This window comes from Microcoleus pseudofavosus SVA1_A4 (genome assembly GCF_036700565.1).
In the GTDB taxonomy this organism is placed as follows: domain Bacteria; phylum Cyanobacteriota; class Cyanobacteriia; order Cyanobacteriales; family Microcoleaceae; genus Microcoleus.
The window spans coordinates 67,488-84,279 of record NZ_JAUBPE010000004.1 but is presented as its reverse complement, the minus strand read 5'-3'; the positions used below and the strand labels follow the sequence as shown (position 1 = coordinate 84,279).

Genomic DNA, 16,792 nt, shown 5'->3' with positions numbered 1-16,792 from the left:
ATTTCTCTAGTTATATCTTTAGCCATTGGCGATTGAAATCTCTACTACACAAACGAAGTCCACTCCTAGCGCGGACTAAGAAATAAGCCGGATTTGGTATCACATGATTGACGATTACAAAAATTGGCAAGCTATTAATCTCGGCGCAATTGGGCAGCGGCTTGCTTGGCTGCAACAACAGCCGGATGGAATCATTTTTTGCAAAGATTCGGGAGTTCACTATGTTGCAGTCAAAAAAGACAAACACCAAATTAAGCTATCTTTAGTAGAAAAAGTTAATTTGCATACAGATTTACTGCAATCTGTTTGCGATTTCAAAAATCCTTTACATCTAGTGTCTGAATATACTCAGGCAATGATGTTAGGTTTAGTGTGGCAAAGCCAACCTCAAAGAATCTACATTGCTGGTTTTGGCGGCGGCAGAATTCCCTTAGTTTTGCACCACTATTTGCCGGAAACTGTTATAGAATGTGCGGATGTCGATCCGATCGCGATCGAAGCAGCTACACAGTGTTTTGGAGTGTTGTTCGACGGCAGAATCACAGTTGCAATCCAAGATGGGAGAGAATATCTAGAACAGCAAAATCCCGATATTAAGTACGATATCATCATGACGGACGTATTTTTTGGCAACGGCTACTTTCCCCACCGGTTGGCCACCAAAGAATTTTATGAAATTTGTGAAAAACGCTTGTCAAGCGAGGGAGTTGTGCTTGTGAATCTGCTGCAAAGAGATGAGTTTTATGCGGAAAAAATCAAGACTTTTCAAAGCGTGTTTTCTCAGGTTTGCCTGTGTCCGTGGAAGGACATTAACAGCGTTTTGATTGGTAGCAACAGCGCTATTTTAGATAAAAATGAGATTGTTTCCAGAGCAAAATATTTGCAAGATGGCCATCAATTTTCATTTCCCTTAACAGACATATCGCAGGAAGTAAAATTAGGTACAGAATTGGCGGAAGCTATACCTAATTTAGAAAAAGCTCAAATTTTGCATGACGATTCGCCGCCCGCTGGTTATTTTGATTGCTGGTTATTCTGATATTGATAACAAGTCCGGTTTTACTCTTTGTGGAACAGGCCGGAAAGCCTGTTGGTGATGCGGCTTTCACGAAGTTGAGATCCCGGCGATTGGAAAGAGACTGTTAGCGAATTAAAAAAGGGTGAAACCAAACATCCCATAATCAGGACAAAAGAACTATGATGAGCCAGAGATAAAAAGAGCAGAAAAACTAGAGACACGACTCAAGCCAATCGGAATGTTGCGCCCTCTTGCCCGCATTCTCGACAGATTCATCGCCGCAGCAGTCACAATATGTTGTAGGCGAGTTTTGGCAAGATTCATGTAACGAGTGTAACGCAAACCAAAAACACGAGTTCTTTGAGAAAGCTAGGTTTCAACACTAGCCCGTAGAGAATAACGCTGCTTAAACTCATGGCGGATTTTATCTGGGGCAACTTTGCGGAGTTTCAATCTCTGATAGGGATTTAGGTTAATTGCGGCTGCGGCTAGACTTTAATACCGCAGCCCATATGCAATGAGCTTGTTTCAATCCCTGATAGGGATTTAGGTTAATTGCGGCAAAAGATGTAGATGACCTAATGAAAGATTATAGAGAAGCTCAGTTTCAATCCCTGATAGGGATTTAGGTTAATTGCGGCGACGGTGGTAAAGCAGGGCACATATAAATGGTTTGTTTCAATCCCTGATAGGGATTTAGGTTAATTGCGGCGGCGGGGTGCGACCGCCGGGCCCGCGAACCAACTACGGTTTCAATCCCTGATAGGGATTTAGGTTAATTGCGGCTGGGTACTTGAAAGTGTGCGACATCACTGTAGAAGTTTCAATCCCTGATAGGGATTTAGGTTAATTGCGGCGCAAGGCTGACCCGATGTTCCTGATTCATCAGGAGAATCTATGTTTGTTTCAATCCCTGATAGGGATTTAGGTTAATTGCGGCGTCTTTTCATATTAATCAATAAATCGTTTACACAAGTTTCAATCCCTGATAGGGATTTAGGTTAATTGCGGCCCTATCCCCATTGAGGATGAGCTTGACGAGCCGGGCCCCGGGGAGCATAACAGTTATGCGATCAGTATAAATACTGATGATAATTTAAGCTGCTGCTTTGAGATTGACACCAATCATTCCATTTAAGTAAGCTACTCGATGAGCCAAGACTTGCGGGACATTTTGCTCATTCCATTGTGCACCAGAAATTTTTATGCGACGACCAATCTGTTTGATTGCTGATTCCACAGCACCCGAGCCAATCGAACAAATCTTATTTGACTGATAATAGTGGTAATTAACGATGCGTGTTCGGTGTTTGTTGAGATATACGCAGAAATTCTGTGCGGCTTTTTTTGTCAGATTTGCAAAAAGTTGTTTCGCTTTTTCTACCTGTCCCATCCATAAATAAGCTTGGGCTTCATTGATTCTTCGTTGTGAACCGCCAACCTTATTCAGATTTTCAATCAGATGATACCAGTCAAGGATTTCTCGCCGCTGTCCATTGGGGGCGACTAAAGCGATAATATTCCAAATTCCATCATGTCCATCTCCCAGACAGGTTACAATCTTAGCGATGGGTTGACTGTTGACCCAATTAATCAGCCCAATGTTATCTTGATAAACCGCGATTAATCCGCTGTTGGTGTGCATTGCTTTATAGTCTTTGTAGATACATTCTAGTCCCTGTGCAGTTCTTAATCTAACTTTTCCTCCATCTACACATAATTCTTCAATTAGTTCTGTGACTATCGGCAACTGAAACTCTTGCCGATGGACTAATCGGGCGTTGTGACATGGCATTGGTTTGGACACCGGTGATGTATTCTAAATCTACTGCCGTTTGCTCGTATGACATATTGGCACTTAATCTCAGACAACATTGTTCCAAATGTGGACTGATTCTTGTGCAGGGCTTAACTCCGAGTATTTTAGCTTGTTTTTCACTGATTTTGAGTATTCCTAATGTACTGGTAAGTTTTCTAGTTCTACCGGCAGTTGTTCCTGTTGATTGCTTAAAAAAAAAGCAGCAATTTCGGGACTCACATACTGCTGAAGCTGTGTCTGAATAGTTTTTTCTATACTTTCGAGCGTGAACTGTTGTTCAGATTCAGCTTCTGTATATAAAATCTCCGCAATTGCTCTGGTATATTCTTGCAGCTTTCTTTGTTTCTCTGGATTCATAATTTTTCGAGAGTGGTAAACATATTTAATTATGGACTAATGAGGGGCATGGTCTTTCTGAGTATTTGTACTCATCGCATAAGTGTTATGCTCCCCGGGCCCCGTTTCAATCCCTGATAGGGATTTAGGTTAATTGCGGCTGCTTTAAGATAAGCCTCGGATTGCCTATGATGCGTTTCAATCCCTGATAGGGATTTAGGTTAATTGCGGCTGGAGAGAATAGCTCACCATGACTGCATTAGAGTGCAGTTTCAATCCCTGATAGGGATTTAGGTTAATTGCGGCGATTTCGCATAAGCACCCTTGATGTCGATTTCTGTTTCAATCCCTGATAGGGATTTAGGTTAATTGCGGCGCTACGATTATCGCCACAACCTGCAATACGGCCAGAATGTTTCAATCCCTGATAGGGATTTAGGTTAATTGCGGCTTGGTCTATTTTCGGGTAGGGATTTATTTCAGGATTGTTTCAATCCCTGATAGGGATTTAGGTTAATTGCGGCTGATGTTCATTGTTTTTGCTCTTTGTTGTTTCCGTGTTTCAATCCCTGATAGGGATTTAGGTTAATTGCGGCAATTGGAGGGCGGGTATGTTATGTATTGTACTGAGTTTCAATCCCTGATAGGGATTTAGGTTAATTGCGGCAGGGCTTTCTCAATCGCGTCTTTCTCATCCTGCTGGTTTCAATCCCTGATAGGGATTTAGGTTAATTGCGGCATTGTTTTGACTAGGGCAAAGCGAGCGGAATTAGAGTTTCAATCCCTGATAGGGATTTAGGTTAATTGCGGCATGCCTATATTGGCGATAAAAAGCCTACTGAGATGTTTCAATCCCTGATAGGGATTTAGGTTAATTGCGGCGTGAACCTTTATTCGTTTACGTTGCATATGTGAAAGACGGTTTCAATCCCTGATAGGGATTTAGGTTAATTGCGGCAATCTTTTTATACAAGAGATATTCGCGCTGAAGATAAGGTTTCAATCCCTGATAGGGATTTAGGTTAATTGCGGCTGTTGGGTGTAGGTATGATCCCGATATTGACTTGTTTCAATCCCTGATAGGGATTTAGGTTAATTGCGGCCGCAATCTTAAGCCCTCAAAGCTGCTTCGGCCTCGTTTCAATCCCTGATAGGGATTTAGGTTAATTGCGGCTGTAGGTACTCATTTAATTAAATCCTTGAAAATGGTGTTTCAATCCCTGATAGGGATTTAGGTTAATTGCGGCCACACTGCGAGAGATGCTCTATGGCCCCTATATCGGAGGTTTCAATCCCTGATAGGGATTTAGGTTAATTGCGGCTCTTCATTAGGAATCGGAACGCGGTTGGCATATAAGTTTCAATCCCTGATAGGGATTTAGGTTAATTGCGGCAAGCATCAAGGATTGCCAGTTTTTCGTCAGTGGAGGTTTCAATCCCTGATAGGGATTTAGGTTAATTGCGGCTTTGGTAATATTCCGAAAGGTTCCGATCGCAGGATTGGTTTCAATCCCTGATAGGGATTTAGGTTAATTGCGGCACATCACCCCCAACCCGATCGTCGCTGCGGCAAGTTTCAATCCCTGATAGGGATTTAGGTTAATTGCGGCCCAGTTGAGAATTTCTCTCGCAATATCCCGCCACGTTTCAATCCCTGATAGGGATTTAGGTTAATTGCGGCTAGTGATCCTGATTGGAAAAACTTTGCTGCGTAAAGGTTGCGTTTCAATCCCTGATAGGGATTTAGGTTAATTGCGGCTTTTTAAGAAGAAAGTACCAAGCAAATCAGCCTTGTTTCAATCCCTGATAGGGATTTAGGTTAATTGCGGCCAGCGCGACAGATCCGCACCCCGTGTATTTAACCCAGTTTCAATCCCTGATAGGGATTTAGGTTAATTGCGGCTTTTTCTCGCCCCATGCGAGTTTGAATCCTCAAGTTTCAATCCCTGATAGGGATTTAGGTTAATTGCGGCTAAATCCGCCACGATTCTATTAATCTTTTCGTCTATCTCGTTTCAATCCCTGATAGGGATTTAGGTTAATTGCGGCTGAAGGTTTCACCGGAACCTCGACTTAAGCCAATTGGTTTCAATCCCTGATAGGGATTTAGGTTAATTGCGGCTCTGTTCTGCCTTCCAATAACCTTTATCCCAACCTGAGTTTCAATCCCTGATAGGGATTTAGGTTAATTGCGGCCGGCCCGATCGTCCGTGGAAATTCAAACCAGAAGTTTCAATCCCTGATAGGGATTTAGGTTAATTGCGGCGCTAGCATCTGTCGGGGCGCTCAGCTTTTCGTTCTGTTTCAATCCCTGATAGGGATTTAGGTTAATTGCGGCTCAAGCGTGGTGCGGTTTGTTCGACCACTTATAAGTTTCAATCCCTGATAGGGATTTAGGTTAATTGCGGCTACAGATGGTTCCAGGCCGATGATGACCCGATTATCGTTTCAATCCCTGATAGGGATTTAGGTTAATTGCGGCGGATGAAATCTATCCAGAATTCTAGGTCGCACTCTAGTTTCAATCCCTGATAGGGATTTAGGTTAATTGCGGCCCACACAATTAGCCCCGCGAGATGCGGGAAGAATCATGTTTCAATCCCTGATAGGGATTTAGGTTAATTGCGGCGCCGTTGAAAGACTCCAACAAGTTCTCGGAGATCCCGCGTTTCAATCCCTGATAGGGATTTAGGTTAATTGCGGCCTTGGTTGCTTTATAGTCGATGCCCTCAGCAAGCAACAACGGCAACCGGTTTCAATCCCTGATAGGGATTTAGGTTAATTGCGGCATTGGCTGGCGGACGAGCTTGCGGAGGATTACTTGAGTTTCAATCCCTGATAGGGATTTAGGTTAATTGCGGCTTGTTCGGCACACTCTGTTCCGATGTAACGAACTCGAAGTTTCAATCCCTGATAGGGATTTAGGTTAATTGCGGCTCTGCATCCTCCTGATTTCCTCCAAAGTCATCAGTCTCGTTTCAATCCCTGATAGGGATTTAGGTTAATTGCGGCATTCCAGAATAACGAATTACATCGCTAGTTACAGTTTCAATCCCTGATAGGGATTTAGGTTAATTGCGGCGTACAGTTGCATTTTAAATACCTACTAGGGATTGAGTTTCAATCCCTGATAGGGATTTAGGTTAATTGCGGCACATTAATCGATCGTTGCGTAATTTATCACACCAGTTTCAATCCCTGATAGGGATTTAGGTTAATTGCGGCGCGAATCGAATCAGGAGAACTTGGCATTAAATCTAAGTTTCAATCCCTGATAGGGATTTAGGTTAATTGCGGCAGGATACTCGGGCAACCGAGCAACAGATTTATAAAAAATGTTTCAATCCCTGATAGGGATTTAGGTTAATTGCGGCGGGGGGGGGGTGATAAGATATTCAAATATATGAAGTTTCAATCCCTGATAGGGATTTAGGTTAATTGCGGCCTATTATAAATACTAGCAGAAGTACATATTTCAGTTTCAATCCCTGATAGGGATTTAGGTTAATTGCGGCATTGGTCGATAGGCATTGCCTCAGTAGTGGGGAATCTGCGTTTCAATCCCTGATAGGGATTTAGGTTAATTGCGGCTTGATTGGAAGTGGATTCGGAATCCCCCGGAGCGCTGTTTCAATCCCTGATAGGGATTTAGGTTAATTGCGGCACCCGTATTCAATTCTTGGGTTTTCTTCATATGGCGTTTCAATCCCTGATAGGGATTTAGGTTAATTGCGGCCGGCAAAGGCTCAGACCTTGGATCGACTTGTGCCAGCTGTTTCAATCCCTGATAGGGATTTAGGTTAATTGCGGCCGGCCGGACACTCAAGGTTGTCTGAAACTTTCAGCTCAGTTTCAATCCCTGATAGGGATTTAGGTTAATTGCGGCCGGCTCAATCCAAATTTCTTAGAGGGCGCTTTTCTGAGTTTCAATCCCTGATAGGGATTTAGGTTAATTGCGGCCGGCCGCCCGTGTCAGAAGCCTTACTGTATTTAGTTTTCAAGGTACTGTTCCGTGAACCATTTATAAAATATCATTTCAGCCACCGACCTGTCAAGAGGCAAAATTTTCAACAACTATCAAAGCTATACACAGCAATGATTTCAGCGTTTCCGCGAACCGATTTTTTCAGCAGAGAGGCTCAAACCCTTGCCACACCAGCCATACAGCCGAAAGATTTGACCCCCTCAAAAAAACACCTACCCATTCACGGAAATTCCACGAACCGGTAAGCGATTAAACACTCGCGACTGCTAACAGTTCCTCAGCCTCTTTCTCGTTCATCTCGTCGAGTTTTTGCCAAACTTGCTGCATCAATTCATCCAACCCAACTCGACTCACAGCCGAAATCAACAAAATTGGAGCGCCACTGATTTCTCTGAGTCGGCTGGTTAAATTACCGATTTCTTCGCTTTCGAGGTCGATCGCATCTACCTTATTAAAAGCCAAAATCTGCGGTTTATCGGCTAAACCACGCCTGTAAGCCTTCAATTCTTCCTGAATTGTGACGTAATTGGCGATCGGATCTTCATCCGTAACATCGATCAAATGCAGCAGCAACCGAGTTCGTTCGATGTGCCGCAAAAACTCGTAACCCAAACCAGCGCCTTCGTGAGCCCCCTCAATCAATCCCGGAATATCAGCAAAAACAGTACCGTCGCCGCTCGGTTTTCTGACTACGCCCAAATTCGGGATTAAGGTTGTAAACGGATAATCTGCTATCTTGGGACGAGCAGCAGATAAAGCTGAAATTAACGTCGATTTGCCCGCATTCGGCAACCCAATAATTCCCACTTCAGCTAACAGCTTCAATTCCAGCCGCAAAAATTTGTGTTCTCCTTCTTTTCCCGGCATGGCATAATCTGGAGCGCGGTTGGAATTGGTCAGAAAACACTTATTTCCCAAACCGCCTTTACCGCCTTTGGCAACGCAAAAAGTCTGTCCGGGCGTCACCAAATCTGCTAAGATTGCCTGAGTTTCCGCGTCGTAAACTACTGTGCCGCAGGGAACTTCGATCGTGCGATCTTCCCCGGAAGCCCCCGTCATATTCTTCGGCGCGCCGCGCTTCCCGTCTTCGCCTTTAAAAATCCGGTTGTACTGAAAATCTAGCAGTGTTTGCAGGCTTTCCACCGCCACCATAAACACAGAACCGCCCCGCCCGCCGGTGCCGCCGCTCGGCCCGCCCGCCGGTACATACTTTTCTCTGCGAAAAGCTACCATGCCGTCGCCGCCTTTGCCTGCTGCGACTTGAATATCTGCTCGATCGATAAATTGCATAATTTAGTCAGTAGTCAATAGTCAGAAGTCATTAGTCATTAGTCAGTAGTCATTAGCTATGATACCAGATCCAAGTACAATATTCCTCTTTTCCTTGAGTGTGCAGAGGCGGACTCCAAGCAAGTGCAGTCGCGACTTATAGTCGCCGGAAAAATATAGTTATACCAATTCTGAAAAGTAGTGCATACCGAGAGATTTTACCCGAGCATCTGTAGGGAAACGGCACTGCCGTGTCCGGCTCTTGGGTCTGCGACTTTTAATAATTTGTATAAGATTGAGGATTGTAGCAAAACTTTTTTTGAATTGGTATTATCAAAGCGGATTTAATATTAGCAGGACTTACCAACAAAAACTGAATAGGGAGCATCCCATTTTTGCTTTCAGATCGTGGACGGTTGCATCAGAATAATATATTTGGATCGTATTGAGTGCGAGCGTCCATAGCGAACGATCCCTACCGTTCGCTATGGACGCTCGCACTCCTAAAAAACGCTTTTTACTAAATTGGGATGCTTCCAACTGAATAAACCTGGTTTTTCTACTGGGGCGGAGCGCTGTAACGATGTTTTTTTGTAGAAAAACCAGGTTTTTGCGTGTTGGACTAATTAGTAGTCATTGGTTAATAGTTACAGTCATTAATCCAAGATTTCACAAGAATGGCTAATGACTAATGACTAATGACTACTGACTACTGACTGCTAACAATATGACGATACATCTTCCTTACATTCATCTGCCAAATAGCAGAGAGCTCGAAAGCGCATCCCCACCAACTGTTCGTAAAGCGGGTTAATTTTGCACATCGCCGGAATGTGCACGATTTTGCGTCCGAATAACATGACATCTCGCTCAAACGGACACTGCGGCGGAATCATTTTGCAGACAAAGTGTGCCACTCTGGGGTCGTGAACTTCCCAGCCGTCAAGCCAGTCTTTGACTGGTTGCAGGACATTTTTGTGGTGAGGTTTAGGTAGCCGAGATGAAAGGGGTGTTCCGGCGACGGGGGCGACATTCGCATCAAAGACTATTTGGGTGCTGGGCCCCTGCGGATCGCACTTGCTGTCTTCGATGGTGTGTCGCAGAGATTCGATCGCATCGACCTTGTGACCCAAAGCTGTGCAAAACTTGTACAGTACCTCGTCTTCCGATAGCGAGTAGGTACCGTCTGCCAAGGCTACCATTACTGCTGTCCTCAAAAAATTCTCTCCGTTGGCAGTGCCTTTCCCTAACACAGCGGCTAGTTCCTCTGGGGCAATGGGTTCAAAACTGGTTTCAAAAGATACTGGATGTAGTTCATCTTGAGTTAGATTCGCAATCATTTTTTGCTCGTTTTCGTCAAAGTTGCCGTCTGCCCAAGCAATTGTCAGCAATCCGCGCAGCCAAGCGGTAATCTCTTCATTGGTGCAGGAAGATTTCGCGTTACTCATTAGCATTTCCAGTTGGATATACCAGTCAATTTGTTCGTTTACAGCGGGATAAATATTCCCCTCCCAATAATTTTTACTGCTTTTTTGTTCGATCGATGTATTTGTGGAAGGTTTGTGCTCGAAGATTGCTCCAAACGCTTGTAGTGGACGTGTTAAAAGCATATTTTTGTTTCAGGAGCGTCGCTGATTAGCGAGCTAATTTATTGGAGCATCCGATTCCTCTACAATGTCATCTGTCTGGAGGAATAGGTTTGTCTGATTCATCTTAACTCTAGTTGCACCGATCGAGATGGCGATCGAATTTTACTCAGACCCGATTGCCGTGAGCAAACCAATTTTTCGCAAGAAATAAAAGGTTTGCAAGCGTTGGATCTAATCAGACACGGGGTTTCTCACCCAGGGGCGATCGAACTTCGCTATGTTTATATCTTAATATATATTTTTGTAAATTTTTGTGTGCAGGCTGGGCAATATTAACAGCGAGCCGGCTTTAAGCTGTTGAAATAAAAATATCTGAGGAAACTATTACTGACTGTTAACGATTGTGATTGCTGTGTCCGTATCGAAAAAACTGATTTTTTTTTAACTGCGGCGGCACAAAATCCAGCGCAATTCCATTGGCGGGCGTCCGTTTGCCATAGGGAAGACATCTCGACCGGTTGCCCAACTGGGAAACCAGGGCGTCGGCGGCCAGGCTCCTTCCGGCAGGTGATGGCGTTCGTACTCAAACACCAATTCGTCGGATATTTGGACTAAGGGCAACCCTTCCATTGCAGTGGCGAGTTCTTGGGGGGTAAATAAAGTAGACCAGGAGAGTTGGGCAACTTGTCGCACGAGGGCATCTGGCTGGTAGTCGCCGACTGTTAAAAAGGTGCTGAACAGCAACAAACCTCCGGGACAGAGGGAATCGCACATTTTAGCTAAGAAAAGCCGTACTTGATCGCTGTCTCGAAAATGTGAGATGACTTCGGCGGCAACTGCCAACTGGTAGCGCGCCGGTTTCATCCGCATTAAGGGGTCGAGGACATCGCCTTCGGTAACTGTCACGGGAAGGTTTTCGGCTGTTGCAGCAGTTTTCAATTGTTCTGCAAAAGCTGGGGTTAGCTCGATCGCATCTACAGAATAGCCCAATCTCGCCAGCGGCAAGGTATTGCGGCCGGTACCAGCCCCCACGTCCAAAATCCGCACTCGATCGGGTGTGCCCAATTTAGCAGCCGTTGCCATCAATTTTGCGTCTGGATGAGAGCCGAAAAGCGGAGGTTCTCTGGTGTCTACCCAGCTTTTGTACTGTTCTCCCATTGTTGAGGTAGTAACAATCACTTTGCAGGCTAAACCGGTTTGCGGCGGCTGTACTGATTCGTATTGCAGGATCAGCATCGATGCTGTGGAGGTGCGGTAGCCTTGTTCTAACTTGGTGGCTAAAAGCTTGCTGAGTTCGTCTCTGCGTTCTTCTGGCAGGGGTCTGTCGAGAGTGCTAAATAGCTGTTCTATCGCCTTGAGATAGTGGCTTAGCATTCCCGGGACGCAGGGGAAAACTAATTCTCCGCGAGCGATTACGCGAGTATTAATTTTGTAGAGGATAGCTTGCTGGAGAATGTCGGGATTTACTACCAGCGGTAGCTGTTCGGTTTGGTCGATCGTACTTTCGGCGCCCATAGATTCCGCGAAGAGGTGATTAGTTGTTAGTTGTTAGTTGTTAGCTGTTAGTTGTTAGTTGTTAGTTGTTAGTTATTTGTTATTTGTTATTTGTTATTTGTTATAACTCACATCTTGCACCCTTTTCAAGAACAGGCAAGATGCCTGTTCCACAAAGAGGGAATTTTCTTGTGGAACAGGCATCTTGCCTGTTCATAAAAAGCTATAAGCAGCGCGTCAAACCACTTTTCGCGTAAGTATTAATTATCAAAAAAAAGCCGATTTTATAGATTTATTTTCGATAAGCCTCAAATCGACTAAGCCCAAAACCCGAGTCTGTCTAAAAATCGGAGTTCGTATTTCGATAAGCTGTAGCACATTTAAATTGTATGTTTCGCGGCGAGGTGGAAAAAGCGTCAAATCCTCTCGCCTTCTCCCCCTCTCTCCTTCCCCCCGTCAGCCATAACAGGCAATTTATATGGGTAGCAACTTAAAGCTGGGCTTAGTTGCTGCCGGTAAAAGTCACTTCGGGGAACTTTGACTGAGCTTCAGTCATCGGGCGCCGTCTGCCTTCCTCTTGCCAGTAGTTGATTACTTCTGTAGCTTGGTTGAGGACTTCGACGCGATCGTTGTCAGCAATCCAGTGTTTGGCTTCGAGTTCGTTTTTGAGTTCTTCCCACGCATCCTTGCGGGGCCAGAAAAAATAAGCTGTCAGCGGGCTAGTTCCTTTACCGACAACTTGGTCAACGGCGAGGGCAACATTCTCTTCTAGCCAGAGAACTTTTAAGATGAACTTGGACAAGCAAACCTCCAGGGTTCCGATCGAACTTGTTAAAAATTTCTACAATCGCTAAGCGTAGCACATTCTGTTCAATAATGAGTCATCAGTGATTAAAAGTTTTGTCGCGCGGCTGGGTTTCGCGCCAGAAATTGGCTTGAAATCGATAAAATTGGGGTGCTAACCGGCCCTAGCTACAAGGATGGTTAAGTTGTGAACAGAGTTATTTTAGTCTTCGACATTGACGGCGTGGTGCGGGATGTCTCCGGTTCCTACAGGCGGGCGATCGCGGATGCGGTGGAGCATTTCACGGCGGGTGCTTTTCGCCCGAATTCTCTCGATATCGACTCTCTGAAGTCTGAGGGAGTGTGGAATAATGACTGGCAAGCGTCTTTCGAGTTAGTTTGCCGTTATTTTGAGGGGATTGGGCGATCGAGAAACCAACTGGCGATCGACTATGACGAATTAGTAGCTTTTTTCCAAAGTCGCTATCGCGGGCCCGACGAGCAAAATTGGACTGGTTACATTTGTGACGAACCGCTGCTGTTAAGTCCGGCTTACCTGGAAAATTTAACAGTTGGAGGGATTGTGTGGGGCTTTTTTAGCGGCGCGATGCGGGATGAAGCTGCTTATGTTTTGTCAGGGAAACTGAGTTTAAATTCCCCCGTGTTAGTGGCGATGGAAGATGCACCGGGAAAACCCGATCCGACTGGACTTTTCTCCGCAATTGAACAGTTAGAAAACCTGCACGGTTTAGAAAAGAATTTGCCTGTAATTTACGCGGGAGATACTGTTGCCGATATTTACACGGTTGTGAAGGCGCGGGAAGTGCAACCAAACCGGATTTGGCTGGGGATGGGAATTTTGCCGCCTCACGTTTTGGATGATGCTGTGCGCTGCGAGGCTTATGCTGCGGCGCTGAAAACTGCCGGTGCTGTATGTGTTTTGAGGAATGTGGAAGAGTTGACTCCTGTACGGATTTGGGAATTAAGTAATATCAAGCCCGATTAATTGTAGCAAGGTCGGACACGGCAATGCCGTTTCCCTACCCCAAAATAATCGATCGGACTCGATGAGAGATGCAACCATCGCCCTATTAATTGTAGGGACACTCCAAAAGCCCATTGGTGTCAACTTAACGTCAAATGTAGTCAGAGACTGTTGTTTAACTATTAAATCTAGATCCCCCCTAGCCCCCCTTAAGAAGGGGGGGACAAGAGTATTTCTCAAAGTCCCCCTTCTTAAGGGGGATTTAGGGGGATATGGACTCGAATAAAAGCGATATTTCTCAAGGATTTCAGGCTTAAGTTGACACCGATGGACACTGCCGTATCCTGACTCTGGGTAATATCTTAATTATTTCAAGTTCAAGAATTTGTCTAATGCGCTGACTACAATTGGTGGCCAGCGGCGAGTTTTCGCCACCCAATCGAGGTCTTTGTAGCGGGAATCGAGGCCGACTGCGGCTACCCAATTGCTCTCAGCTTCACCGCGATTTCCGGCTTCCCAAAGACAGGCGGTGAGGGCGGCTCTCATGTCGGCAAATTGAGGGTATCTGCGGACGATGTTTTTCATGTTGCGAATTGCTTCTTTGGTTTGCCCGTTTTGATAAAGTGCGAGGGCGTGATTGGCGCGGGCAAAGGCGTATTCCGGCGCTAATTCAAAGGCTTTGCTGTAGTCGGCGATCGCTTGTTCCCATTTTCCTAAACCGGCTTTGGCGTTGCCTCGGTTGTTGTAGGCGGCTGGATCTTTGGGGTCTAATTCTAGCACGTGATTGTAGTCGGCGATCGCTTCTTCCCAGCGTCCTAAACCTTCTAATGCTGTGCCGCGATTCAAGTAGGGATCGGGGGCGATGGGAGCTAGTTCGATCGCCTTTTCGTAGTCAGCAATTGCTGGTTGTAGCTTGTTTTGGCTGACTCTAGAATTGCCTCGGTTGCTCCAAGCGGCGGCTTGTGAGGGAAATTTGTCAATGATTTGAGTCCAAAAAGTTTCAGCGGCGGGAAATTTGCCTTCGTTTGTAGCTTCAAAAGCTTTTTGAACGAGTTCTCCTAATTCCTGCTGCGGATCGGCGATATCTGTTGGTTGTACTTGTGCAGCAGCGGGCGCGATATTCCCCAACCAAACTAACCCCGTTACCATTAATACTGTAAAAAATGTGAAAAATGAGCGCATCATTGTTGTTGGCAGTTTAAACTTTACTAAACATATTATTAACCGAAATTGCGGGTGTTGGTTAGATAGTACCAGTTTCAAAAAAGGATGTGACTGCAGGCCACCTCCAAACCCTTATTTCATAAGTCATTTACTAATCTAAAATCTAAAATCTAAAATCTAAAATGGTATAAGTTAGGGGTAATTTGATGAAAAAACGCTTGCTAATTTTGGGCGGAACTGGGGATGCTGCTGAACTGGCAGCGAGAGCGTCTCAAATCGCTGAGATAGAGGTCGTATCTTCGCTAGCAGGACGCACTCAACAGCCTTTTACCCCAAAAACGGGTACGGTGCGAATAGGAGGGTTTGGTGGGGCGGCTGGGCTGGCGGCGTTTTTGCTCGATCGCCCGATCGACTTGTTAATTGATGCTACTCATCCGTTTGCGGCTCAGATTTCAGCCAATGCTGCTGTTGCTGCTGCTGAATGCAATGTGCCCTATTTGATGCTGGTGCGTCCAGCTTGGGAGATGGTGGAGGGCGATCGCTGGATTGAAGTTGCCAGCCACTCGGAGGCTGCAAGGGCTTTATTAGGGCAGTCTCAGCGGGTGTTTCTCACCATTGGCAGGCAGGAATTGGCTGCGTTTGCGGGTTTGGATGCTATTTGGTTTTTGATGCGGGCGATCGATCCTCCTGCACTAAATACTCCTGTTCCTAACGGCAAATTGTTATTAGCAAGGGGGCCTTTTACATTGGAAGACGAGCGGCAATTGCTGTTAGAATATCAGATTGATACAATTGTTAGTAAAAACAGCGGGGGCGGTGCTACTTATGCTAAAATTGCTGCCGCTAGGGAACTGGGAATTTTGGTCGTGATGGTGCAGCGGCCGCCGATTCCCGATGTCGATCGGGTTGCTGATGTGGAAGGGGCTATTTTTTGGTTGATTAAGCAGTTGAATTGAATTGAACCGCGAAGACGCGAAGGACGCGAAGGAAGAGGGAGAAGAAGATAGGTAGATAAACGCTATTTGCATGGGAATCATATTTTTCTTCGTGCAGTGCGAGCCGGACGCTCGCGAGAGATTATAATTAAGGTGCGCACTGCGCACCTTACTGAATTACTTGGATTTTTGCTGAGCATTCAAATAATTGAGATGCTTGTTCATCTGTTGTAATTGTGCTTCTAAAACAGGATACTGCGAATTGGCCAACAGCGAGTCTTTTTTATTGTTTACTGTTTGTTCTAATGGCAAAACCCGATATTTCACTTGATTGTTCAGAGTATAGCGGTGCACCCAAGTCGGAATGGTTTTGATGCTGGTAATTTCTGTAGTTTTTACTGGAAATTTCTTGCGAATATTTACTTGCAAAATTACGCCTAAGTTTGTATAATCTTTAGTCTGACCGGAAATGAAGTTTCCCATAGAATAAATTGCTACTGCTTTTCGGGTTTTTCCATGTTTCCCAGGAAACTTAAATATTTTGTAAGGTTGGACGACGTGGGGATGGCTGCCAAGAATGATGTCTGCACCCGCTTTTAATAGGTTTTCCACTAATTGTTTTTGTTGGGTGTTTGGCTGTCGCTGATATTCATCGCCAAAATGCAGGGAAATTGCGATAATATCTGCTCCTTGTTTTCTGGCTTTGGCAATATCTTTGATTATCTTTTTTTCGTTGATTAGGGAAACTAAGTAATCTTTGCCTTTGGGTATGGGAATGCCGTTTGTGCCGTAGGTGTAGGCTAGCATGGCTAGGGAAATGTTGTTTTTGGTGCTGATTAAAGTGCGTGAAGCCTCCGCGGTAGATGTGGCTGTTCCTGTGGAGGCAATTTTACGATCGCGCAAATTGGCGATCGTTCTAATTACCCCTTTTTCTCCACGGTCTAAAGCATGATTGTTCGCGGTTGTCAAGATATTAAATCCGGCTTTTTTAGCCGCATCCGCTAATTGAGCCGGTGCGTTAAATAGCGGATATCCCGTATATCCGCCCGCATCGGAGCCCGCTAAAGGTGTTTCGAGATTTCCGATGACCCAATCGCCTGTTGACAGGATACTTTTAACTGGTGCGAAGAAACTGTCAAAATTGTATGTTTTCTTTTTTGCGTCGTAGCCCGATCGCTTTTGGGTACTGTGCATCATGATGTCGCCAACAGCAATTAGTTTTGCTTCTTCGATCTCAGACTTTGGTTTGGCGGGAACAGGGGTTGCAATTGGCGATCGACTTTCTGTAGGCTGTGTGTTGGTTTGTGGCGTTTGGATGTTGCAGCCTGCGATCGAAAGCATGGCAATTACCGAAAGCAACCGACTAAAATTCATGATTTTTGAGAGTAATTTTTCGGCTTATATGGTATCATAAC

Annotated in this window: 9 protein-coding genes, 1 pseudogene and 2 CRISPR repeat arrays; of the genes and pseudogenes, 3 read left to right on the top strand and 7 right to left on the bottom strand. The window is 45.2% G+C overall.

The window, feature by feature from the left end:
* Nucleotides 1–103 precede the first annotated feature (103 nt).
* Nucleotides 104–1,039, top strand: a complete 936-nt coding sequence (locus QUA02_RS02980) for a spermidine synthase (RefSeq protein ID WP_333025200.1) — start codon at nucleotides 104–106, stop codon at nucleotides 1,037–1,039.
* A 425-nt stretch (nucleotides 1,040–1,464) separates the two neighbouring features.
* Nucleotides 1,465–2,030: a CRISPR direct-repeat array (repeat unit 37 nt; unit sequence GTTTCAATCCCTGATAGGGATTTAGGTTAATTGCGGC).
* Nucleotides 2,031–2,114: 84 nt separating this feature from the next.
* On the opposite strand, the pseudogene QUA02_RS02975 reads toward QUA02_RS02980, so the two are convergent.
* The 5 genes and pseudogenes from QUA02_RS02975 to QUA02_RS02955 form a co-directional block, all read right to left on the bottom strand.
* Nucleotides 2,115–3,194 (bottom strand): annotated as a pseudogene (locus QUA02_RS02975) (ISKra4 family transposase).
* A gap of 102 nt (nucleotides 3,195–3,296) precedes the next feature.
* A CRISPR array of direct repeats spans nucleotides 3,297–7,133; the repeat unit is 37 nt; unit sequence GTTTCAATCCCTGATAGGGATTTAGGTTAATTGCGGC.
* 274 nt (nucleotides 7,134–7,407) lie between these two features.
* Nucleotides 7,408–8,448 carry a GTPase ObgE gene (gene obgE / locus QUA02_RS02970; RefSeq protein WP_333025198.1) on the bottom strand — a complete coding sequence of 347 codons (1,041 nt, stop codon included), beginning with the start codon at nucleotides 8,446–8,448 and terminating at the stop codon, nucleotides 7,408–7,410.
* A gap of 698 nt (nucleotides 8,449–9,146) precedes the next feature.
* Nucleotides 9,147–10,037, bottom strand: coding sequence for a Mo-dependent nitrogenase C-terminal domain-containing protein (locus QUA02_RS02965; protein ID WP_333025197.1), 891 nt, complete (start codon nucleotides 10,035–10,037; stop codon nucleotides 9,147–9,149).
* Nucleotides 10,038–10,457: 420 nt separating this feature from the next.
* Nucleotides 10,458–11,531 carry a class I SAM-dependent methyltransferase gene (locus QUA02_RS02960; RefSeq protein WP_333025195.1) on the bottom strand — a complete coding sequence of 358 codons (1,074 nt, stop codon included), beginning with the start codon at nucleotides 11,529–11,531 and terminating at the stop codon, nucleotides 10,458–10,460.
* Nucleotides 11,532–12,012: 481 nt separating this feature from the next.
* A complete protein-coding gene (locus QUA02_RS02955) occupies nucleotides 12,013–12,324 on the bottom strand; it encodes a 30S ribosomal protein PSRP-3 (protein ID WP_293181450.1) in 312 nt (103 codons plus the stop codon).
* 177 nt (nucleotides 12,325–12,501) lie between these two features.
* Between QUA02_RS02955 and QUA02_RS02950 the strand changes: the two genes are divergently transcribed.
* Entirely contained in the window at nucleotides 12,502–13,299 is a 798-nt protein-coding gene (locus QUA02_RS02950) for a TIGR01548 family HAD-type hydrolase (RefSeq protein ID WP_333025194.1), read from the top strand.
* 345 nt (nucleotides 13,300–13,644) lie between these two features.
* Here QUA02_RS02950 and QUA02_RS02945 read toward each other — a convergent pair whose 3' ends face one another.
* On the bottom strand, nucleotides 13,645–14,463 hold the full coding sequence (locus QUA02_RS02945; RefSeq protein WP_333025193.1) for a tetratricopeptide repeat protein: 819 nt from the start codon (nucleotides 14,461–14,463) through the stop codon (nucleotides 13,645–13,647).
* Between the two features lie 185 nt (nucleotides 14,464–14,648).
* Here QUA02_RS02945 and QUA02_RS02940 point away from each other — a divergent pair, with 185 nt between their 5' ends.
* Nucleotides 14,649–15,398 (top strand): cobalt-precorrin-6A reductase, encoded by a 750-nt coding sequence (locus tag QUA02_RS02940; protein ID WP_333025192.1) that lies wholly within the window; start codon nucleotides 14,649–14,651, stop codon nucleotides 15,396–15,398.
* A 156-nt stretch (nucleotides 15,399–15,554) separates the two neighbouring features.
* On the opposite strand, the gene QUA02_RS02935 is transcribed toward QUA02_RS02940, so the two are convergent.
* Nucleotides 15,555–16,751, bottom strand: a complete 1,197-nt coding sequence (locus QUA02_RS02935) for a CapA family protein (protein WP_333025190.1) — start codon at nucleotides 16,749–16,751, stop codon at nucleotides 15,555–15,557.
* Between the last annotated feature and the right edge of the window lie 41 nt (nucleotides 16,752–16,792).

Excerpts from the sequence above, each read along its gene's own strand:
- obgE (WP_333025198.1), bottom strand. The coding sequence starts at position 8,448 with ATGCAATTTATCGATCGAGCAGATATTCAAGTCGCAGCAGGCAAAGGC.
- QUA02_RS02935 (WP_333025190.1), bottom strand. The coding sequence starts at position 16,751 with ATGAATTTTAGTCGGTTGCTTTCGGTAATTGCCATGCTTTCGATCGCA.
- QUA02_RS02960 (WP_333025195.1), bottom strand. The coding sequence starts at position 11,531 with ATGGGCGCCGAAAGTACGATCGACCAAACCGAACAGCTACCGCTGGTA.
- QUA02_RS02980 (WP_333025200.1), top strand. The coding sequence starts at position 104 with ATGATTGACGATTACAAAAATTGGCAAGCTATTAATCTCGGCGCAATT.
- QUA02_RS02940 (WP_333025192.1), top strand. The coding sequence starts at position 14,649 with ATGAAAAAACGCTTGCTAATTTTGGGCGGAACTGGGGATGCTGCTGAA.
- QUA02_RS02945 (WP_333025193.1), bottom strand. The coding sequence starts at position 14,463 with ATGATGCGCTCATTTTTCACATTTTTTACAGTATTAATGGTAACGGGG.
- QUA02_RS02965 (WP_333025197.1), bottom strand. The coding sequence starts at position 10,037 with ATGCTTTTAACACGTCCACTACAAGCGTTTGGAGCAATCTTCGAGCAC.